Here is a 21,316-nt window from a genome sequence, read left to right on the forward strand (position 1 = left end):
GCTCCTGTCTTTCGAAAGAGGTCGGGAGGATCAGAGAAAACGGACGGGGAGGTGGGTGATCGTGCGCAGGAACTCGGTGTGCGCACAGGCGGGCTCTCCCGCCAACTCGACACCGGAGAACCGGTTGACGATCGAGCTGAAGACGATGTCGGCCTCGGCGCGGGCCAGGACCTGGCCGGCGCAGCCGTGCATGCCGGAGCCGAAGGCCAGGTGCTGGCCGGCGGCGACCGGGCGGGTGTGGTCGAAGGTGTCGGGGTCGGCGAAGACCTCGGGGTCGCGGTTGGCGGAGGCGATGAGCAGGGCCAGCGCCTCTCCGGCCGGCACGGTGGTGTCACCGATGACCGTGTCCTGCGTGGTCAGGCGCACCACCATCGACTCGGGCGTGTCGATCCGCAGGATCTCGTTGATGATGCCCGGCCGTGCCTCCGGCTCGTCGCGGTAGGCGGCGAACAGCTCGGGCCGCTGCGTCATCAGCCAGATGCCGTGGTTGATCAGGTGCTTGACGTCGAGGTGGCCCACGGCGAAGAACAGGAAGATGGTGTAGACGACCTCGTCCTCGGTCATCCTGCCCTCGTCCTGCGCGGCGATGAAGGCGTCGACCAGTCCCTCGCCGGGGTGGTCCCGCTTGTCGGCCACGAGCTTGCGGATATGCTCGGCGAACCAGGCGAACGCCTCCGTGGTGGCGCGGGCCTCCTCGTCGTTGCCGCCGGGGCCGAGGCTCAGCCCGATCTCGTAGGTCTTGCGCTGGATGGTGTCCATCTCGGTCGGCTCGATGCCGAAGATGTGGCAGGTCGTCTCGAAGGTGCACTTCAGGGACAGGCCGCCGGCCGCGTCCAGGGTGCCGTCGCCCTTCTCGACCTCGTCGAGCACGGTCTCCACGCAGGCGCGCATCACCTTGGACCACTCCTCGACGGCCTTGGGCGTGAACCAGCGGTTGGTGATCCGGCGCAGCCGGGTGTGGTCGGGGGCGTCCTTGCCGAGCATGGTGTGGTGGATCGGGGCGGCCGGCCCGAAGTCGAGCTGCTGCACGCTCAGGGTGGGGTTGCGGATCAGCCGGGCGACGTCCTCGTAGCGGGAGACGACGTACAGGCCCACCGGATGCCGGTAGACCGGGTGCTCCTGCCGCAGCCGCGCGTAGTACGGGTACGGGTCCGCCCGGAAGCCGGGGTCGCGGAAGGGCAGCAGGTCCTCGGTTGCGGACGCGGGTCCGGCGGTGGTGACGGTCATGTCGTGGCACTCCTGGTATCGGGCGCGAGACGGGGGGGGAACTGGAGATGGGGAGAGAGAGGGACGACCAGAGACCTCGTACCGCGAGAATTATCCACTCGGATAATTTCGTCAATACTTCGCGGCCGCGTAATCAACTCTTTACGCCGCCGCAAAAGCACTGGGCCCCCGTCGCCATGCGACGGGGGCCCAGCCCTGACCTGCTGTTATGGCAGTGGTTGGCGTAGGCGCGACTACTCCGCGTCTCCAGGCTGCCGGGTCAGCAGTGACCGCAGTTCCTTCATTGCGGCCTCGGTGACGTCCGGCTCGTCGAGGACCAGCTGGTGCAGCACGAGACCCTCCAGAGCGGCGAAGACGAGCCGGGTCAGGGCAGGGCTGGTGCCGTCGGGCAGGCTGCGGGACAGCTCCCTCTCGGTGGCCTGGAAGTACTCGTCGTACAGCGCGCGGATCTGCGGCAGCAGTTCGGGCCTGCGCCGTGATTCGAGCATGAGCTCGTACTGGAAGATCTGCATGCCCGGCTCGCGGGTGACCATCTCCGCCAGCCCCGCCGCGAAGTCCGCGATGTCGCCCGTGCCGGGTTCCAGGGAGCTGATACTCGTGCTGGTGCGCACCGCGTGTTCGAGGGCCGCCTCGATCAGCGCGTCCCGCGAACCGAAGTGGTGCACCACGAGCCCGTGCGTGACACCCGCCTCTTCCGCGACGGCGCGATAGGTGAGCTTGCGCAGCCCGCCCCGGGCCACCACGCGCACGGCCGCGTTGAGCAGGGCCTCGCGGCCGGTCCCGTAGTCCACGCGCTTGCGGGGCCTGGCGGGGGGCTTGTCGGAGGAATCGCTCATGGACGCGACCCTACCCGCACACGGTGGCCTGCGGACCGTCGCAGGGGCGTCAGCGCTTCGGCGGGCGGATGCCGCGGAACTCCCAGTCGCCGCCGAGGGCGGTGGACAGGACCTCCTCTGACTCGGTGGGCTGGGCGCCGACGTCGGTGCGGATGGCGGTGGGACCGGTGACGATGTGGTTGGTGAGCCGGCCGAGGCCCTCGACCTCGACCTCGACGACGTCTCCGGGCTGGACGGGGCGGGAGTTGGCGGGGGTGCCGGACAGGAGTACGTCCCCCGGGTAGAGGGTGATGGTGCGGGCGATGTCGGCGACGAGGTAGTGCATGTCCCACTTCATCTCGTCGGTCGAACCGTCCTGCACCACCTCGCCGTTGACGTAGGTGCGCAGGCTCTTGCCGTGGAAGTCCCAGTCGGTGACCAGGCCGGGGCCGAGGGGGCAGAGGGTGTCGGAGCCCTTGACCCGGAGCATGGAACCGGCGTCGGTGTCGCGGAAGTCGTGCAGTCCGTAGTCGTTGGCGATGGTGTAGCCGACGATGTACTCGCCCGCTTCGGCCGGGGAGATGTTCCGCGCGGTCTTCCCGATGACGATGGCGACCTCGCCCTCGTAGTTGAGCCACTTGCAGCCCTCGGGGCGGACGATGGCGCCCTTGTGGGAGTTGAGGGAGGAAGTCGGCTTGTGGAAGTAGGTGGGGGTGTCGGGTAGGTCGATCTGGAACTCGTCGACGCGGCTGCGGTGGTTGAGGTGGACGGCGATGACCTTGGAAGGGACGACAGGCGGCAGGTGCTGCGCGTCCTCGGTCTTGACGCGGCGGCCGTCCCCGGCGACGAGCTCATCGCCTTCGACGGTGACCTGGACGGCGGCGCCGTCGAGGAGGATGCGGCGGTACTCGGGCATGTTTCCGGGCTCCTAGATACGACTGTGAGGGGTGCGCGGGGCCGGGGTCGCGGACGGGCCGGAGCCGGTCCAGCCGTCGGCCGGGCGGTCGAACCACAGGTGGACCTGGCCGGTGCCGATGGAGTTCTCGTACTCGCCGTACTGGCGGGCCTTGGCGACGCACGCCTGCTCACCGAGGGCGCCGGCCATCATCAGGTAGTGGAAGAACTTCGCCTCGGGCTTGTACTGCGAGAACTCCGGCATGGTGTCGAGAACCTTGCCGTGGCGGCCCTCCTTGAACCAGGCGATGCGCTCCAGGTCGGCCTCGCGCGCTTCCGGCGTGAAGATGTGCACGGGGTCGCTCGACTCGTGGTCGCGCAGTTCGCGCAGCGGCCAGAAGGTGTGGGAGAGCGCACCGGAGGCGATGACCAGGACCCGGCGGCCCGGGGTGGCGGCGATGCCGTCGGCCAGGGCGCGGCCGAGGCGCAGGTGGTCCTCCATGTCGCCGGTCTGGCAGACCCCGATGGTCACCCACCGCTTGTCCGGCAGACCCTCGCCGAGGAACTTCCAGAGGTTGATGGTGGCGTAGTAGATCGGCAGGTAGTCGTCCTCGATCGCGGTGATCCAGGTGCCGTGCTTGTCCGCGAACTTCTCGATGTTCGCGGCGAGTTCGGGGTCGCCCGGGAAGTCGTACGGCATCCGGCACATCCCGCGCGGCAGCTCCTCGGAGGTGAAGAGCCCGGCCCTGCGTGCTTGCGCGGTGACGACGAACTCGACCGTCGTGGCCCAGTGGGAGTCCAGGACGACGACGGTGTCGTAGTCGTCGCGCTCGAAGACGTCCTTGCGGAGCTGGTGCAGGCCGGTGACGAGGGTGATCTCCCTGCCCTCGTTGAGCTCCAGCCGGGTCTCCCGCGGAAGCACGATGGTGGGGACGTGGGCGAGCAGGCCCGCCCCGACGATCTCACCCATGGTTCCTCCAACCGTGCGGGGCGGTCACGGTGTTCTTCACGTCGCAGTAGAAGTCGAAGCTCCAGGTGCCGCCCTCGCGGCCGACTCCGGAGTGGCGGGAGCCGCCGAAGGGCGCCTGGAGGTCGCGGACGAAGAAGCAGTTGGTCCAGACCGTGCCCGCGACCAGCCGGGCGGTGACGCGTTCGGCGCGCTCCGGGTCACCGGTGGCGAGCGTGGCGGCCAGCCCGAAGCGGGTGTCGTTGGCGAGGCGGACGGCCTCGTCCTCGTCTGTGAAGGTCTGCAGGGTCAGGACGGGGCCGAAGACCTCCTCCTGCACGATCTCCGAGTCCTGGGCGACGTCGGTGAGGAGGGTGGGCGCGTAGTACTGGCCGTCCCCCCGGTGGCCGCCGATGACCGCGCGGGCCCCGGCCGCGAGCGCCCGCTGCACGAACCCGTCGATCTTCTCCAGCTGGCGCGGGTGGATGTTCGGGCCGATGTCGGTGGCCTCGTCCCGCGGGTCGCCCTGGGTGAGCTGTCCGGCCTTCTCGACGAAGCGGCGGGTGAACTCCTCGGCGACCGACTCCTCGACCAGGAAGCGCGTCGCGGCCAGGCACACCTGCCCGGCGTTGTCGTACTGCTCCACCGCCAGGTCGACCGCGAGGTCCAGGTCGGCGTCGGCGAACACCAACAGGGGTGACTTGCCGCCGAGTTCGAGGCTGAGCGGGGTCAGGTTCGCGGCAGCCGAGGCCGAGATCCGCTTCGCCGTCGGCACCGAGCCGGTGAAGCTGATCCGCCGCACGTCGGGGTGCGAGGTCAGGGCGTCGCCGATCTCCGAACCGTAGCCCTGGACGACGTTCAGCACCCCGGCGGGCAGCCCGGCCTCGGCGGCGATGTCGGCCAGCAGGGACGCGGTCAGCGGGGTCCACTCGGCGGGCTTGAGGATGACCGTGTTGCCGGCCGCGAGAGCCGGGGCCACCTTCCAAGTAGCCAGCATCAGGGGGGCGTTCCACGGCGTGATCAGCACGCAGGGGCCCGCCGGGTCCCAGCTGACGTGGTTGGTGTGCCCGCGCGTCTCGAAGTCCTCGTGCTCCAGCTTCAGCAGCCAGTCCGCGAAGAAGCGGAAGTTGTGGGCGACGCGGGGCATGACGCCCCGGCGGTGGGAGCGGAGCAGGGCACCGTTGTCGGTGGTCTCGACGACGGCGAGCTCTTCCAGCCGCTTCTCGACGCCGTCGGCGACGGCGTGCAGGATGCGGGCGCGTTCGGCGCGGGGGGTGGCGGCCCAGGCGGGGAAGGCGGCCTTCGCCGCGGCCACCGCGGCCGCGGCCTCCATGGCGGTGCCCCGGGAGATCTCCCCCAGGACGCTGCCGTCAATCGGCGAGACATCGGGGAACGTTTCGGTGGAGGCGACGCGCTCGCCGCCGATCCAGTGCCGGGTGTCGACGGCGACCCCGGCCACCGTGAGGGTGTGCTCGGTCATGTCCGGTCTCCAAGTCCTGTGATCTGTACGGGGGTTACTCGGCGCCGGATGTGCCGGACTCCAGCAGTCGGCCGCCGTCCCACACGACACCGACCTGCCGGTAGTAGGCGGCGATCGGCTCGCGGATCTCCAGGCGTGCCAGTTCCTCGGTGGGCGCCTCGAACAGCTCCAGCTCGGCGTCGCCGCGCCACGGCTGCCCGCCCTCGAAGGAGGCGGCGCCGGACTCGATCAGCTCGTCGAGCGCCAGACCCTTGCCCTTCTCGATGGAGGGCAGCCAGCGGTGGTGGGCCATGGGGTGGGCGTTGACGAAGCCGTTGGTCTCGGACGGTTCGCGCAGGGTGACCACGGTCTGGGCCAGGCGCCGGTCGGCGGCGGCGAGGGTGGCGCCGAAGCGGGCGCCGGCCTCGATGCGCGGGGCGGGCCCGTAGGGGTGCGGGCGGGTCTGGTGGATCGAGCCGAGCTTCTTCGGGTATCCCTGGTGCAGCCCGCGCGCGATGGCGAAGTCCTTGTCGACCCAGATGTACACGCAGCGGGTGTAGGTCTGCCCCCGGTACTTGCAGCGCACGACCGCGAACGCCTCCTTGTACTGGGCCAGGACCGGGTCCAGCAGCTCCTGACCAGAACCCGAGCAGGACTGCCAGTCGGCCCAGATCAGCGCCACGGCGCCCGGGTCCTCGTCCGCCAACTCCAGCGGCTCGGGCAGCAGTTCACGCACCCGGGAGGGGTCGGTGCGGTACTCGACGGTGAGCAGGTCCCCGGAGTACCGCCAGGGTGGTGAGGGGATCAGCGACGAGGCTCCGCTCGCCGTCTTGGGGGAGAAGAATCCACGGACGGTGGTCATGGTCAGCAAGGTCCTTAGGAGATGAGGGCGGGCTGCGCGAGCAGTTCGGCGCGGTAGCGGGAGGCGGCGGCCGCCGCGGCCTGGCCGCCCAGGGCGACGACACCGGCCAGCCGGCCACCGGCGTGATAGCCGACGACGACGTCACCGTCGAGGTCGCCTTCCAGTACGCGCACGTCCTCCTTGCCGAGCACCGGTGCCCCGAAGGACTGCAGGCGGAAGTCGTGCTGGTCGCTCCAGAAGGTGGGCAACGGTGCGAACGGGGACAGGTCGTGGCCGGCGCCGGTCAGGTGGGCGACGAGGGTCTTCGCGGCGTGCTTGGCGGTGTCCGTGGGGATGCACCAGTGCTCCACACGGCGCGGTACGCCGTCGTAGCGGGCGTTGGGGAAGCGGGCCACGTCACCGACGGCCACCACGTCGGGCCGTCCGCCGACGCGCAGGTGCTCGTCGGTGGGCACGCCGTCGCTCAGGTCGAGGCCGTTGCCGTCCAGCCACTCGGTGTTGGCGACCGAGCCGACCGACTCGACCACCACGTCGGCGGGCAGGACGGTGCCGTCGGCGAGGGCGACGCCGGTGACGTGGTCGTCGCCGGTGAAGCCGGTCACCCCCGTGCCGAGGGCGAAGCGCACGCCGCGTTCCTCGTGGCGCTTCAGCAGGGCCCTGGCGAGGAGTTCGCCGAGGGGGCCGACCATCGGCAGGGGCAGCGGGTCGACGACGGTCACCTCGCGGGCACCCAGGGCCACGGCGGTGGCGGCGACCTCGCAGCCGATGAAGCCGCCTCCGACGACGACCACCCGGGCTCCGGGCCGGGTGAGGGCCTGCCGCAGGCCCTGCGCGTCGTCGATGGTGCGGACCGTGTGCCGGCCGGCGAGCGGGCCGGGGCAGCGCAGGCGCCGGGGCCGCATTCCGGTGGCGACGACCAGACCGTCGTACGAGAGTGCCTCGCCGTCGTCGAACTCGACGATGTTCTGCGCGAGTCGCGCGGCGACGACCTTGGTGCCCAGCCGCCACTGCGCGTCGGCCACGCTCGCCCGCGGGCGGAAGGCGAGGGACTCGAAGGGCGCGTTGCCGGCCAGGACCTCCTTGGACAGGGGCGGTCGGTTGTAGGGCATGTGCGGCTCGTCACCGACGAGCGTGATGGCTCCGGTCCAGCCGGCGGCCCGCAGCTGTTCGGCCGCGCGCAGACCGGCCATGGATGCGCCGGCCACGACGATGCGTGCGTGCGTCGACGTCATGGTCAGTCCTCGATACGGATGGCCTGGAGCGGACACACGTCGGCGGCTTCCTCGACCTCGTCGCGCAGCGCGTCGTCGGGGTCGGTGACGTAGGCCAGGTGGCCGCTGTCGTCCATGGAGAAGACATCGGGGGCGGCGAAGACGCACTGGCCGTGGTCCTGGCACTTGTTCATGTCGACGACGACCTTCATGGCCGGTCCTCCTGAAAGTGAGGGCGTCGGGGCGGGGGCGAGGAGAGGAAGAGGGGCCCGACCGCTTGGGCCGGGCCCCGGCCAAGGGCCTGGCGACTGACCGGGCCCCAACTCATTTGGCTTCAAACAACATAGGAAGCGACCCGCCCCTGGTCAATACCTATCCATGCGGATAATTTTTTTCCATCCCCTCTTGCGGGGTGCCCGTAGCGCCCATACCGTTTGGCACCAAACAAGTAGGCCGTGCCCCCACCAGCACCGGCCCTCCGACTTCTCTCGCCACCCACACCCCCAAGCGCCCGAGGAGACATCGGTGAGCGCAGCCCCGAACCCCAGCCTCCGTCAGCACATGCAGCGGCTCGCCGCCGAGGGCATCGACGTGGTGCGCGTGACCTATCCCGACCTGATCGGCGTCGACCGCGCACGCGACATCCTGCTGGACCACCTGCCGTCGGCCTGCGAGCACGGCCTGGCCTTCTGCCGGGCCGTCTACCACACCAGCCCCCAGGGCGACGTGGTCCCCGTCTCCGGCGGTCTCGACGCCGGCCTGCCCGACATCACCGTGCGACCCGACCTGGACAGCCTGGTCCCCCTCCCCTGGGAACCCGGCGTTGTCTCCTGCCTCGCCGACGCCACTGACCCGGCCACCGGCCTGCCCGCGCCCGAGTCACCGCGCGATCTACTGCGCACGGTCCTCGCCCGGTGCGCCGAATACGGCCTGCGTCCGGTGGTCGGTCCGGAACTCGAGTACTTCCTCTGCGACGAGGACCCTGCCTCCCCGAGCGGCTGGAAGCGTTACGCCGGGACCACCGGCGCCGTCTACACCGCCGGTCTGCGCGCCGACGGCGACAACCACCTGCTGCGCACCCTGCGCCTGCTGCGGGACATGAACATCGGCGTGACCAGCGGCAACCACGAGTTCGACGGCGGCCAGTTCGAGATCAACCTCACCCACTCCGAAGCCCTGTCCGCCGCGGACCGCGCCTTCCGCTTCAAGTCCGCGATCAAGGAGCTGGCCCGGAAGGAGGGGAAGCTCGCGACCTTCATGGCCAAGCCGTTCAACGACGCCGGAGGCTCCGGTTTCCATCTCCACCTGTCCTGCGAGAACGACGAGGGAGGCAACGCCTTCGACGACCCCACCGGGCCGTACGGGTTGTCCGCCACCGCCCGCCACGCCGTCGCCGGCATCCTCGCCCACGCCCCGGCCCTGGCCGCCCTGGCCAACCCGACCGTGAACTCCTACAAGCGATTCGGCCCGGACACCCTCGCCCCCTGGCTGATCGACTGGGGCCTGGACAACCGCAGCGCCATGGTCCGCATCCCGCCCGAGCGCGGCTCCGGCGCCCGCTTCGAACTGCGCCTCGGTGACGCCAGCGCCAACCCGTACCTGCTGATCGCGGGCGCGGCCGCCGCCGCGCTGCTCGGGGTGTCGGCCGGCGAGGAGCCCCCCGCCCCACTGGAGGGCTACGGCTACGACACCGCAAGGGCAGCCGTGCTGCCCATGAGCCTGCCGGCCGCGCTGGACGCCCTGGAAGCGGACACGGAACTGACCGACGTCCTCGGCAAGGACTTCACCGCATCCTTCCTCTCCTACAAGCGCAACGAGATCGAACGCTTCCAACGGCACATCACCGACTGGGAGTTCACCGAGTACGCCTACCACCTGTGACGACTGGGAGCCATGCGATGACGACCGAGACCCCGACCGCCGCCGTGACCGACCCGATGCCGCTGGCGGACGTCAACCTCGCCGACCTGGACAACTTCACCGACGGGACCACCCCGTGGCGCATGTTCCACACCCTGCGTCACCAGGACCCGGTGCACTGGCAGCCCGAGGAGGCTCCCAACTCCGGCTTCTGGGCGGTGACCCGGCACGCCGACATCGCCCGCGTCGACCGCGACGCCGAGACCTTCACCTCGACGAAGTTCGTGAACCTCGAAGAGGTCGACGAGGACCAGATCAAGAAGCGCGCCTCCATCCTGGAGATGGACGGCGTCCGCCACCGCGCCCTGCGCAACGTGATCCAGCGGCAGTTCGGCGCGAGCGTCATCAACAGCTACAGCGACTTCCTGCGCGGCCTGACCGCCAAGACGCTGGATGCGGCCCTCGCCAAGGGCACCTTCGACTTCGTCGCCGACGTCTCCGCCGACTTCCCCATCAACGTCCTGGCCCGGCTCCTCGACGTGCCGCCGGAGGACAACCAGCAGCTCATCGACTGGGGCAACCGCATCATCGGCCACACCGACCCCGACTACGCCGACGTCCTGCTGCACAGCGAGGAGAGCGAGCAGTACCGCGATCTGCCCTTCCGCTCCCCCGCCTCGCTGGAGGTCTTCGAGTACGGCCGTGAGCTGGCCCGGCAGCGACGCGGCGGCGACGGCACGGACCTGGTCTCGAAGCTGGTCAACACCACGCCACGCGACGGCATCCCGCTCTCGGCCGAGGACTTCGACAACTACTTCCTGCTCCTGGTCGTTGCCGGAAACGAGACCACCCGCCACACCATCTCCCACTCCATGCTGGCCCTCCTCCAGCACCCCGAGCAGCTGGCGAGGCTGAAGGACGACCCGTCGCTGATCCCCACGGCGGTCGAGGAGTTCCTGCGCTGGGCCTCCCCCGTCTACCACTTCCGCCGCACCGCGACCCGCGACGTCGAACTGGGCGGCAAGCAGATCAAGGAGGGCGACAAGGTCGTCATGTGGTACGCCTCCGGCAACCGCGACGAGGAGGTCTTCGGCAACCCCTACGACTTCGACGTCACACGCCGGGACAACGACCACGTCACCTTCGGCAAGGGCAGCCCCCACCTGTGCCTGGGCAACCTCCTCGCCCGCACCGAGATCCGCATCATGTTCGAGGAGCTCATCCCGCGCATCGCCGACATCCGGCTGGTGGGTGACGTCCCCCGGGTGCGCTCCAACTTCGTCAACGGCATCAAGAAGCTGCCGGTCGAGGTCACCCTCGTCTGACCGCCTGACCGCCTGACCGCCTGCCGCAGCCGTCCGGACGGCTGCGGCTGCCGGGGCGCCCCGGCCCGAACGAGCGGCGCCACTCACGTCTGCCCTCAACCACTCGTCCCGAGGACCACCACGATGACCACTCCCCGCATGCAGCTCGTCCTGAGCGAGAACTGGACCATGACCGCAGGCCGCGCGGATCTGCCGACCGTGATCCGCTGGGCTCGCGAGGCCGAGGACGCCGGATTCGACTCCGTCATGATCAGCGAACACATCGTGCTCGGCCCGGACGCCGGAGCCAATGGCGTGATGGGCAACCCCCGCGACTACGCCCTGCCCGGCAACCAGGACCCCCATACACCCTGGCCCAACTCCCTCATGCTGCTCAGCGCGATCGCCGCTGTCACCGAGCGCCTGCGTCTCGCCGCCTCGGCGGTCATCGCGCCCCTGCGGCATCCCCTGCTCCTGGCCCGTGAGCTCGGCACCCTCGACCTTCTCTCCGAGGGCCGTCTGATCGTGCTGCCCAACGTCAGCTGGAGCCGGGACGAGTACGCGGCACTCAATGTCCCGTTCTCCCGGCGCGGCAAGCTCCTCGACGAACACCTGGAGATCTGGGCGAAGTTGTGGGGCCCCTCTCCCGTGTCCCACGAGAGCGAGTACTACACGTTCCAGGACGTGTACTTCGAGCCCAAGGCCTACCGCCCGGACGGCCCCCGACTGTGCTTCGGCGGCGCGGGCATGCACGAGGCGATGGTCCGCAGGATCGTCCGGTACGGCCACGCCTTCAACCCGCTGGGCAAGGTGACGCCCGAGCACATGCAGACACTGAAGACCGCGATGGCCGCCGCGGGCCGCGACATCGCCGACCTGGAGATGATCGGCGGCACCCGCGCCGTGTTCCCCGACGACGACTCCTGCGCCGACCTGGCCCAGGCTCTCGAGCCCATCCCCGAGCAGATGGCCCAGGGATTCACCACCTTCTGCGTCAAGCCCTCGCAGTTCACCGACGATCCGAACGGGGTGGGCGCGTTCTGCCGCGAGGTGATGCGCCGCGTGGAGTCGCTGACCGCCTGACGGTGTCAGCCGATGTCCCGCATCGCGGCCCCAGCAGCCCTCCGACGACAAGCGGCACCGGGCCGCGGAAGAACGAACCGAACGAGCCAAGGACCACAACATGACGACTCCCGACGAAGCCGCCGGCGCCCGTCCCTCCACTCCCGCTGAAGCCAGTCGAAACGATCCCCATCGCCTCCCCGATGTGTCCGGCCTGGTCGTGGGCATCCTCGGTGGCACCGGCCCACAGGGGCGCGGCCTCGCCTACCGGCTCGCCGGCGCGGGCCAACAGGTCATCATCGGCTCACGGGACGCCGCCCGGGCCGCCTCCACGGCAGCATCCATCGGCCCTGACGTCCGCGGCGCCGACAACGCCACGACCGCGCGGGAGAGCCACCTGGTGATCGTCGCCACTCCCTGGGAGGGACATGCCGAGCTGCTGGCCGCGCTCCGCGCGGAACTCGCCGGCAAGATCGTGGTCGACTGCGTCAACCCACTCGGCTTCGACAAGAAGGGCGCCTACGCGCTCAGACCCGAGGAGGGCAGCGCCGCCGAACAGGCCGCCGCGCTGTTGCCGGACTCCCGGGTGACCGCCGCATTCCACCATCTCTCCGCCGTCACTCTGGAAGACCGGCAGATCGAGAAGATCGACACCGACATACTCGTCCTGGGTGATGAACGCGCCGCCACCGACACCGTCCAGGCACTCGCCTCACGCCTCCCGGGCGCACGCGGCCTCTACGGCGGACGACTGCGCAACGCCCACCAGGTGGAGTCGCTGGTAGCCAACCTGATCTCGGTGAACCGCCGCTACAAGGCCCACGCCGGCCTGCGCATCACCGACGTCTGAGAAGACGTCAGGATCATCCTTGCGCCGGGCCGCGAACGTCTCCGAGACGCGTTCGGGCAGCACGTCCGCGGTCCGACCTGCTTCGACGTCGACGAGCACAGTGCCGTAGATGCAGCCCTTGCGGAAGGGAATTCGTCCCCAGCACCCGCGGGGCACGGTCCGGCACCGCCGGTGCCGTCAGCAGTCTGAGCAGCCGGTTCCGGCCACGGCATCATTCATCCCCAACTACGCTCCGGCTTCCCGGGCGTCGTGTGCCCAGTCCTGGTGCAGCCGGCGTACCACCGGGTCCGTGACAGCAGCCGCATGCGTTTGCGTCGGTGGGCCGGGATGGCTGGATCAAGGGCGCCAGCCACGTCGACCTCTACGACAAGAAGCAGTACGTCGAACCCGCCGTCGACAAACTCACCGACTTCGTCAGCACCCACCTCACCACCGACTGACGGGCGTTCCGCGCCGAGTTGTCGAATCAGCGGGCTCGACACTCAGTCACAGGACATGGACACGGATACAGTCATCCTGCGCCCCTCTCCCGGTGTCGGCCTGAACCTTGAGGTCGGCGACATCGACGGCGGCGCAGACCCTCTCCTGCGCCGAGGTGGCGGGTGCGCCTCCCAAGGTCAGCAGGCCGCCCATGAGGGCGGCGGCTCCCAGGGCGAGGATTCGGCGGCTGTGCATGGCAACCTCCCGGCCAGGCGTGAATACTCCATTCAGGGCATGCCCGCGCCTTCGATCAGTACATACAACTACTCACCATTTCCCTCGCCCGGGGGACATCTCGAACGCCAGTCCCCTTACTCAGGCAGCGGGAGCCTTTCGGCCCGCCGGGATGGACCCTCCTCGACGGCGTGGCCATCGACCGGATGCTCGCCATGCGGCTGTCAACCGGTAAGTGGACCACATACCTTGACGACCATCGGCATCATCGCAAGGTGATCTCCTCGCCGGCGGACTGCTCGCGGGCGGCGGCTGCGGCGTCCTGGACTGCCACGCCGACCGACTTGTACAGAGTGATCTGGTCCGGCGAGCTGGGTCCCGTTGTGCTGCCGGAGACGAGTTCGCCCCGTTCGATGTGCACGTGCTCGGCCGTGATGAGCCCGTCACGGATCGGGATCAGCAGGTCGTTGCTGCCCGCGGGGAAAGGGGCCAGCGCGGCACTGCCGCGATTCGACGCACACCAGAGCCTCGGCGACCGTCGCGTCGTCGACCTCCCGGCCGGCCAGGTTGTACCCCACCGACGTGATGTGCACCCCGGGTGTCAGCCAGGCGCGGCGGATCACCGGTTCGACGGTGTGGGTGGTCGCCGCGACGATGTCCGCGCCATCGAGCGCCTCGGCGTAGGTGGCCGCCGGACGAACCTCGGCCTGCACCACCGCCGACACCTCCTCGGCCAAGGCGTCTGCTGTCGCCGGATCACGGCCGGCCACCCGGATCGGGCGGACCCGGCGGATCGCGCGGGCGTGGGACCGCGCCTCCACGCCGAGCCCAGCACCGCGAGAACCGTGGCGTCCTCGCGTGGCCGGCAGCCGCGCCGACAAGGCCGAGCAGGCGCCGCTCCGCGCCGCGGTGATGGCCGTACGTCGAGCAGCGCCGTACGCTCGCCCGTCCCCGGATCGAAGACCACGATCAGCGCCCGATGGGTCGGCAGCACCGTTCCCGCGTTGCGCGGGGAGAGGGGGACCGGCTTGCTCATGAGTACCCCGGCCGACGTCACGAAGCCGGGCATCGCCGCAAGGAGGGCCTCATGCTCGGACACCAGTGCGGCGACGCGGGCGGGGCGGAGGCGTGGTCCGCGCTGAGGTCCCCCATCGCCGAGACGAACGCATCGATCAACGTGTCCAGGTCGAGCAGGGACTCGACCTGCGAGCGCCCCAGTACCAGCATCCGGTTCTCCGTCCGTCGTCGTTCCCGTCAAAAAGCCACTCGTCGAAGCGTCGGTCGAAGGGCCGATCGCAGCGACCTTGCCCGGGCAGCGACACGCCGCCGTCCTGGCCCGTTCATCCGTACACGCCTGGACTCTCAGGGGTGCCCGCCGGAGGTCGGTGCAGCCGAAGCCGGCGGGCCCGTGGGACGACGCCCCGCAGCTCCTCCCGTCATGGCCCCCGCGAGCACTTCAGCGCGAGGGCGGCGATGTCGTCGTCGAGCCTTCCGCCGCTGTGCTGCAGCAGATCTCTGTGCAGCCGGTCGAGCAGCTCGCGGGGCTGCTCCAGGCTCTGCCGCCGCATCCAGTTGGACAGCGGGAAGAACTGGCCCGTGTGGTCCCGGGTCTCCGATACGCCGTCCGTGTACAGCAGCAACTGGTCACCCGGGGCGATGGCGACGATGTCGACCCAGTAGCGGTCACCGATCAGCTCCGCGAGGTTGAGGGGCGGCGAGGGGGTGGTGGGCTCGAGGACCCGGACCTGCCCACGGTGCGCGATCAGCGGCGGGGGATGCCCGCAGTTGAGCAGTCGCATGTGGCCGCCGCCGTACGGGATCTCGGCGAGGAGAGCGGTGGCGAAGTGCTCCGACTGGTCCTGGACGGGAAACGCAGCGCTGTGGCGCGTGATGGTGGTCTCCAGCCGGTGGATGATGCCCTGCAGGTCGGGCTCGTCGTACGCGGCCTCCCTGAAGCAGCTGATCACCGCCGAGGCCGCCCCCACCGCGGCCATGCCCTTGCCGCGTACGTCGCCTATGAGCAGCCGGACCCCGTGCGGTGTACCGATCGCCTCATAGAAGTCGCCGCCGACCCGGGCCTGCTCCTGGGCCGCCAGATACAGCGACTCGATCTCGACGTCCTCGATGCGGCGCGGCAGCGGGCGCAGCAGCACCTTCTGGACCGCGTCGGCGACGAACCGGACCTGGAAGAGTATTTCCTCTCGCTGAAGCCGGACATGGCTCGCGTACGCGGCCGCCAGAGTGACCGCGATGATCGCGGCCGACGTGTACTGCGTCCCCAGATCGGTGTAGAAGAAGCTGAGAACGATCATGGTCAGCAGGCAGAACGCCCCCAACAGGATCGTGGGGAGCACGGGCCACATCGCGGCGGCAAGGGCGGGTGCGGCGGGCAGAAGGCGGCTGACGGCGATTTCCCTGGGCGTGGAGAACGCCAGGCCGGCGATGAGGACGGTCAGGATCACGGGTGACAACCGGGCAGCTTCCCATCGGCCGCCGTAGGCAGGACAACGGCGCCACAGCCGCCCAAGCATGATCACAAAATGCATCATATCGACCAGAGCGGACATCGGGCGCGGGGACGTCACGCACCGCACGCGAGCGATCGGGGGGGGCGTGCCCCGCCCGGAGGACCGGCCCCTACCGCGCATGACCACACAGACACCCGAAGTCAGCCGAGCAAGGGCAGGACAGGCAGGCCTGGCCACTTGGGATCACCGGTGTTAGAAAGGTCGCATGGCGAGTCGTTTCGCCCGTTTTCGGCGCCTCTCGGCGAAGGGGCTGATCAGCAAGGGCACGCGAAGCGTGGCCGGGCAGGTGCTGGTTTTCCAGGTGGCCCTGGTGGTGCTGCTCGTAGCCGCCGGCGTCTTTGCCCTTGTCCTGCAGTCGGAGCGGGACACCAGCGCCGAGGCCAAGCGCCGCTCCATGGCCGTCGCGCAGACGTTCGCACACTCACCAGGCATCCTGGCGGCACTGCAGGCCCCGGAGCCGAGCAAAATTCTCCAGCCGCTCACCGAGGCGGCGCGCCGGGCCACCGGCGTCGACTTCATCGTGGTCATGGACACCAAGGGCATCCGGTACACGCACCCCTTGCCGGACCGCATCGGAAAGCGGTTTGTGGGCAAGATCGGACCGTCGCTGGCGGGGAAGGTCTACGTGGAGAGCGTCAAGGGCCCGCTCGGTCGCGAGGTGCAGGCCACGGTCCCGATCAAGAACGCCGACAGCGACGTGGTGGCCCTCGTCTCGGCCGGGATGAAGGTCAAGAACGTCGAAAGTCAGGTGGACCGCCAACTACCGATCATCCTGGGGGCAGGGGCCGGGGCGCTCGCGTTGTCCACCGGTGTGACGGTCCTGGTGGGCCGACGGCTGCGACGGCAGACACACAGCCTGGCCCCGGACGAGATGACCTTGATGTACGAGCACCACGACACGGTGCTCCACTCCGTCAAGGAAGGGGTGCTGATCGTGGCTGCCGACGGGCGGCTGATGCTGGCGAACGACGAAGCCAGACGACTGCTGGAGCTGCCCCCGGACGTCGAGGGACGGCTTGTCTCGGATCTGCCGGGCCTCGATCCCGAAACGAAGGCGCTTCTCACCTCCGGACACGAGGCGACTGACGAGGTGCACCTCGCCGGAGATCGGCTGCTCGCGGTCAACCAGCGGCCCACGGATCGCGAGGGCGGCCCCAAAGGGACGGTGGTGACGCTGCGCGACACCACCGAACTGCAGGCGGTGACCGGCAGGGCAGATGTGGCGCGGGAACGGCTCAGGCTGCTGTACGACGCCGGACTCCACATCGGTACCACGCTGGACGTGATGCGCACCGCCGACGAGTTGGCGCGCGTCCCCGTTGCCCGCTTCGCGGACTTCGTCACTGTGGACCTGGCCGACGCCGTCCTGCACGGCGAGGAGCCGGCGCCCACGGCGAAGGACATGCGACGCGCTGCCGTGCGCGGCATCCGGGACGACCATCCGCTCTCGGAACAGGGGCGGCTTTTCGACTACCTTCCCTCCACGCCCCAGGCGCGCGGTTACGGCAGCGGCCGCTCCCAGCTGGTGAGCGATCTGCCGACGGCCACGGGCTGGCGCGTGCAGGACCCGGGGCGTGCCAAGGCGATCATCGGCTACGGCATCCATTCCCTCATCAGCGCCCCCATCCAGGCCAGCGGCGTCGTGCTGGGCATGGCCAACTTCTGGCGCGCGCGACCACGTCAGCCCTTCGACGAGGAGGACCTGTCGCTGGCGGAGGAACTGGTGGCCCGTGCCGCGATAAGCATCGACAACGCCCGCCGCTACACCCGCGAGCACGCCCTGGCAGTCACCCTCCAACGCAGCCTGCTCCCCCAGGCCGTGCCCGAGCAGAGCGCCCTCGACATCGCCTACCGCTACCTCCCCGCCCAGTCGGGCGTGGGCGGAGACTGGTTCGACGTCATTCCCCTGCCGGGGAGCCGGGTGGCGCTGACCGTGGGCGATGTGGTCGGCCACGGCCTCCACGCCGCCGCCACGATGGGTCGACTGCGGACCGCGGTGCACAACTTCTCCGCCCTCGATCTGCCGCCCGACGAGCTGCTGAGCCATCTGGACGACCTGGTCGGCCGCATCGACCAGAACGAGGCGGCCGAGAGTGCCGCGGGCCTCGTGGGTGCCACCTGCCTGTACGGGATCTACGACCCCGTGACGCGCAGCTACATCACGGCGCGTGCGGGGCATCTGGCGCCCGCACTGGTCCAGCCCGACGGAACCGTCACCTTCCCGGACGTGCCGGCCGGCCCGCCCCTCGGCCTCGGCGGCATGCCGTTCCGGACCGCGGAGCTGTGCCTCGCGGAGGGAACCCAGCTCGTCCTGTACACCGACGGCCTCATCGAGGACCGCAGGCGCGACCTGGATCTGGGAATGGAACTGCTGCGCGATGCGCTGACGGGCCACCCCGGACGGCCGCCCGAGGAGACCTGCCAGGACGTGCTGGACAGCTTGCTCCCCGAGCGCCCCAAGGACGACGTCGCCCTGCTGGTCGCCCGCACGCGGGAACTGCCGCCCGACCGGATCGCCGACTGGGATGTACCGCCGGACCCGGCGGCGGTCGCGGGGATGCGCGACGCCGTGTCCGAGAAGCTCGAAGCCTGGGGCCTGTCAGAACTCGGCTTCACCACGGAGCTCGTCCTGAGTGAGCTCATCACCAACGCCATCCGCTATGGCGCCGAGCCGTTTCACGTACGGCTGATCCGCGACCGCACGCTGATCTGCGAGGTGTCCGACGGCAGCAGCACCTCACCGCATCTGCGGTACGCCGCGACCACGGACGAGGGCGGCCGGGGCCTGTTCCTGGTGTCACAGATGGCTGAGCGCTGGGGCACCCGGTACACCCCGCAGGGCAAGGTGATCTGGGCCGAACAGGCCCTGCCCAAGGCCGTCCAGCAGCCCGTCCCGGCACCGGCCGACGTGGCGACGCCCCCTGACGAGGAGGCGGCCGGCCCGGGAACTCCGTCGTGAGGGCGCCGGGGTGAGTTCCCGGCCATTTCTCCGACGGTTTGCGGTCAGAATATCCGGGAACCCGGATTCGGTTTGCGCCAGAAGGTCTTTGCGCCAAAAGGTCCGGGGAAGCAGAAAGCAGCCGCTCGTCGCGCGTCTGTCATGCGGGGTGCTCTGCGTGTTTCGTAGCGGTGCGGTGTGCGGTGCGCGACCATACGGACGCCGACCCATCACCATCATCGGCATTGTGCGTGGAAACACGGAGACAGAAAGAAGGACGGACGTGTCCGGCAGCGAAAGCGAGAACCCAGCAATCCCCTCACCGACCCCCACGCCGACTCGGCCCAGGACAAACCGGGACTGGTGGCCGAATCAGCTGGACCTTCAGATTCTCCACCAGCACTCGTCCCGCTCCAATCCCATGGACGAGGACTTCGACTACGCGAAGGAGTTCGCGGCCCTCGACCTGGACGCGCTGAAGCGGGACGTCTTCGAGGTGATGACGACGTCGCAGGACTGGTGGCCTGCCGACTACGGCCACTACGGGCCGCTCTTCATCCGGATGAGCTGGCACGCGGCGGGCACGTACCGGATCGCCGACGGCCGGGGCGGTGGCGGCAGCGGCGCTCAGCGCTTCGCCCCCCTCAACAGCTGGCCGGACAACGCGAGTCTCGACAAGGCACGCCGTTTGCTCTGGCCGGTCAAGCAGAAGTACGGCCGGAAAATCTCCTGGGCCGACCTCCTGGTTTTCGCCGGCAACTGCGCGATGGAATCAATGGGGTTCAAGACGTTCGGGTTCGGCTTCGGGCGAGAGGATATCTGGGAGCCCGAGGAAATCTTCTGGGGGCCTGAGGACACCTGGCTCGGAGATGAGCGTTACAGCGGTGACCGGGAACTCGCCACGCCTTTCGGTGCGGTGCAGATGGGACTGATCTACGTCAATCCGGAGGGGCCCAACGGCAACCCGGATCCGATCGCCGCCGCCCGGGACGTTCGCGAGACATTCGGGCGCATGGCGATGAACGACGAGGAGACGGTCGCACTCATCGTCGGCGGTCACACCTTCGGCAAGTGTCATGGTGCCGTCGATCCCGCGTACATCGGTCCGGAACCCGAGGCCTGCCCCGTCGAGCAGCAAGGCCTCGGCTGGCGGAACACGTACGGCAGCGGCAAGGGCGCCGACGCGCTCACCAGTGGGCTCGAGGGCGCATGGACCACCGAGCCGACGAGGTGGGACAACGGGTACCTGGACAACCTGTTCCGGTACGACTGGGAGCTGACGACGAGCCCCGCCGGTGCCAAACAGTGGACTCCTACGGACCCTTCGGCCAAGGACACGGTTCCCGACGCTCATGATCCGTCGAAGAGGCACGCTCCCATGATGCTGACGACAGACCTCGCGCTGAAGCTGGATCCGGTCTACGGCCCGATCGCGAAGAGCTTCCACGAGAACCCGGACAAGCTCGCGGAGGCGTTCGCCAAAGCGTGGTACAAGCTGCTGCACCGCGACATGGGACCCGTCGCGCGCTACCTCGGCCCGTGGGTTCCCGAGCCGCAACTGTGGCAGGATCCCGTCCCCGAGGTCGATCACGAACTCGTCACAGACGAGGACATCGCCACACTCAAGAGCAGGATCGTCGCCTCGGGAATGTCCATCTCCCAGCTGGTCACCACCGCTTGGGCGGCGGCGGCGAGCTTCCGCGGCACCGACAAGCGCGGCGGGGCCAACGGGGCACGGCTTCGGCTCGCACCGCAGCGGGACTGGGAGGTCAACCACCTGCCCGAGGTGGCCGAGGCGTTGCAGAAGCTGGAGCAGATCCAGCAGGACTTCAACCTCTCGCATGCCGGCGGAACGAAGGTCTCGCTCGCCGACCTGATCGTCCTGGGCGGGTGCGCGGCCGTCGAGCAGGCCGCGAAGAACGCCGGGTACGACATCACGGTCCCGTTCGCACCGGGGCGCACGGACGCCTCGCAGGAACAGACCGACGTGGAGTCGTTCGCCGTGCTCGAACCCAGGGCCGACGGATTCCGCAACTACCTCCGTACGGGAGAGAAGTTGTCGCCGGAGACCCTCCTGCTGGACCGCGCCAACCTGCTGACGCTGACCGCTCCCGAGATGACGGTGCTGATCGGCGGCATGCGGGTCCTGAACACCGGCTTCAAGCGATCCCCGCACGGCGTCTTCACGCACCGGCCGGAGACACTGACCAACGACTTCTTCGTCAACCTGCTCGACATGGGCACTCAGTGGCAGACATCGACTTCGGACGAGAACGTGTTCGAAGGCCGGGACCGCGCCACGGGCGAGCTCAAGTGGACCGCCACCGCGGTCGACCTCATCCTCGGTTCGAACTCCCAGCTTCGGGCCGTCTCGGAGGTCTACGCGTGCCAGGACGCGGGAGAGAAGTTCGTGCGTGACTTCGTGGCCGCGTGGGACAAGGTGATGAACCTCGATCGGTTCGACCTCTCCTGACCCGGTGTCCCGGTCGGGGCGATGACGCGGAGAGCACAGAGCCCCGCGACGCTCCCACGGTGGGCACGCGCACTCCAGCGGCAGAACGCGTGCCCGCCGCCCCGGGGCGTCACTCGCTACGCGGTATCCGGACCGTTCCTTGAGGCCGCCGGGTCAGTTCTTCTGGAGCACGGAGAGAACATTCCCGGCGGGGTCGGTGTCAGTCCACGGAGGAGCAGCCTCAGGGCAATCCG

At 69.5% G+C, this 21,316-nt stretch carries 17 protein-coding genes and 2 pseudogenes; 7 read left to right on the top strand and 12 right to left on the bottom strand.

Features of this window, described 5'->3' with window-relative positions:
• Window positions 1-30: 30 nt before the first annotated feature.
• The 8 genes from ACWC1K_RS21040 to ACWC1K_RS21075 all read right to left on the bottom strand — a co-directional run bounded on the left by ACWC1K_RS21040 (window position 31) and on the right by ACWC1K_RS21075 (window position 7,626).
• Window positions 31-1,227: a cytochrome P450 gene (locus ACWC1K_RS21040; RefSeq protein WP_450833273.1), complete on the bottom strand. Its 1,197-nt coding sequence runs from the start codon at window positions 1,225-1,227 to the stop codon at window positions 31-33.
• A gap of 233 nt (window positions 1,228-1,460) precedes the next feature.
• Window positions 1,461-2,063, bottom strand: a complete 603-nt coding sequence (locus ACWC1K_RS21045; protein ID WP_450833275.1) for a TetR/AcrR family transcriptional regulator — start codon at window positions 2,061-2,063, stop codon at window positions 1,461-1,463.
• Between the two features lie 49 nt (window positions 2,064-2,112).
• Window positions 2,113-2,958, bottom strand: a complete 846-nt coding sequence (locus tag ACWC1K_RS21050) for a fumarylacetoacetate hydrolase family protein (protein ID WP_450833276.1) — start codon at window positions 2,956-2,958, stop codon at window positions 2,113-2,115.
• 12 nt (window positions 2,959-2,970) lie between these two features.
• Window positions 2,971-3,906 (bottom strand): 3,4-dihydroxyphenylacetate 2,3-dioxygenase, encoded by a 936-nt coding sequence (locus ACWC1K_RS21055; RefSeq protein ID WP_450833278.1) that lies wholly within the window; start codon window positions 3,904-3,906, stop codon window positions 2,971-2,973.
• Window positions 3,899-5,362 carry an aldehyde dehydrogenase gene (locus ACWC1K_RS21060; protein ID WP_450833279.1) on the bottom strand — a complete coding sequence of 488 codons (1,464 nt, stop codon included), beginning with the start codon at window positions 5,360-5,362 and terminating at the stop codon, window positions 3,899-3,901. The genes ACWC1K_RS21055 and ACWC1K_RS21060 overlap by 8 nt, the downstream gene beginning before the upstream one ends.
• A 34-nt stretch (window positions 5,363-5,396) precedes the next feature.
• Complete coding sequence (locus tag ACWC1K_RS21065) at window positions 5,397-6,203, bottom strand: acetoacetate decarboxylase family protein (RefSeq protein ID WP_450833281.1); 807 nt, start codon at window positions 6,201-6,203, stop codon at window positions 5,397-5,399.
• Window positions 6,204-6,217: 14 nt separating this feature from the next.
• Window positions 6,218-7,435, bottom strand: coding sequence for an NAD(P)/FAD-dependent oxidoreductase (locus tag ACWC1K_RS21070; protein WP_450833282.1), 1,218 nt, complete (start codon window positions 7,433-7,435; stop codon window positions 6,218-6,220).
• A 2-nt stretch (window positions 7,436-7,437) separates the two neighbouring features.
• The gene (locus ACWC1K_RS21075; protein ID WP_062019341.1) at window positions 7,438-7,626 is read right to left on the bottom strand and encodes a ferredoxin; all 189 of its coding nucleotides are present in this window, start codon (window positions 7,624-7,626) and stop codon (window positions 7,438-7,440) included.
• A 349-nt stretch (window positions 7,627-7,975) separates the two neighbouring features.
• Between ACWC1K_RS21075 and ACWC1K_RS21080 the strand changes: the two genes are divergently transcribed.
• From ACWC1K_RS21080 to ACWC1K_RS21100, 5 genes and pseudogenes are all read left to right on the top strand, one after another.
• Complete coding sequence (locus tag ACWC1K_RS21080; protein ID WP_450833302.1) at window positions 7,976-9,295, top strand: glutamine synthetase family protein; 1,320 nt, start codon at window positions 7,976-7,978, stop codon at window positions 9,293-9,295.
• Between the two features lie 17 nt (window positions 9,296-9,312).
• A complete protein-coding gene (locus tag ACWC1K_RS21085; RefSeq protein ID WP_450695835.1) occupies window positions 9,313-10,599 on the top strand; it encodes a cytochrome P450 in 1,287 nt (428 codons plus the stop codon).
• A gap of 123 nt (window positions 10,600-10,722) precedes the next feature.
• Entirely contained in the window at window positions 10,723-11,661 is a 939-nt protein-coding gene (locus ACWC1K_RS21090) for a TIGR03619 family F420-dependent LLM class oxidoreductase (protein WP_450833284.1), read from the top strand.
• A 100-nt stretch (window positions 11,662-11,761) separates the two neighbouring features.
• Window positions 11,762-12,490, top strand: a complete 729-nt coding sequence (npdG, locus tag ACWC1K_RS21095; RefSeq protein WP_450833285.1) for an NADPH-dependent F420 reductase — start codon at window positions 11,762-11,764, stop codon at window positions 12,488-12,490.
• A gap of 335 nt (window positions 12,491-12,825) precedes the next feature.
• Window positions 12,826-12,930 (top strand): annotated as a pseudogene (locus ACWC1K_RS21100) (alpha/beta hydrolase); the annotation flags it as partial.
• A gap of 46 nt (window positions 12,931-12,976) precedes the next feature.
• Here the strand turns inward: ACWC1K_RS21100 and ACWC1K_RS21105 are convergent.
• From ACWC1K_RS21105 to ACWC1K_RS21120, 4 genes and pseudogenes are all read right to left on the bottom strand, one after another.
• Window positions 12,977-13,165, bottom strand: coding sequence for a hypothetical protein (locus tag ACWC1K_RS21105; protein WP_450833287.1), 189 nt, complete (start codon window positions 13,163-13,165; stop codon window positions 12,977-12,979).
• 244 nt (window positions 13,166-13,409) lie between these two features.
• Entirely contained in the window at window positions 13,410-13,565 is a 156-nt protein-coding gene (locus tag ACWC1K_RS21110) for a hypothetical protein (RefSeq protein ID WP_450833288.1), read from the bottom strand.
• 22 nt (window positions 13,566-13,587) lie between these two features.
• A pseudogene (locus ACWC1K_RS21115) lies at window positions 13,588-14,213 on the bottom strand (hypothetical protein).
• Between the two features lie 367 nt (window positions 14,214-14,580).
• The gene (locus ACWC1K_RS21120; RefSeq protein WP_450833304.1) at window positions 14,581-15,606 is read right to left on the bottom strand and encodes a PP2C family protein-serine/threonine phosphatase; all 1,026 of its coding nucleotides are present in this window, start codon (window positions 15,604-15,606) and stop codon (window positions 14,581-14,583) included.
• Between the two features lie 271 nt (window positions 15,607-15,877).
• Between ACWC1K_RS21120 and ACWC1K_RS21125 the strand changes: the two genes are divergently transcribed.
• Together ACWC1K_RS21125 and katG are read left to right on the top strand one after the other, a co-directional pair.
• Window positions 15,878-18,631 carry a SpoIIE family protein phosphatase gene (locus ACWC1K_RS21125; RefSeq protein ID WP_450833290.1) on the top strand — a complete coding sequence of 918 codons (2,754 nt, stop codon included), beginning with the start codon at window positions 15,878-15,880 and terminating at the stop codon, window positions 18,629-18,631.
• A 262-nt stretch (window positions 18,632-18,893) separates the two neighbouring features.
• Complete coding sequence (gene katG, locus ACWC1K_RS21130) at window positions 18,894-21,083, top strand: catalase/peroxidase HPI (RefSeq protein WP_450833291.1); 2,190 nt, start codon at window positions 18,894-18,896, stop codon at window positions 21,081-21,083.
• The last annotated feature ends 233 nt before the right edge of the window (window positions 21,084-21,316 follow it).

The organism is Streptomyces sp. NPDC001492 (assembly GCF_053597275.1).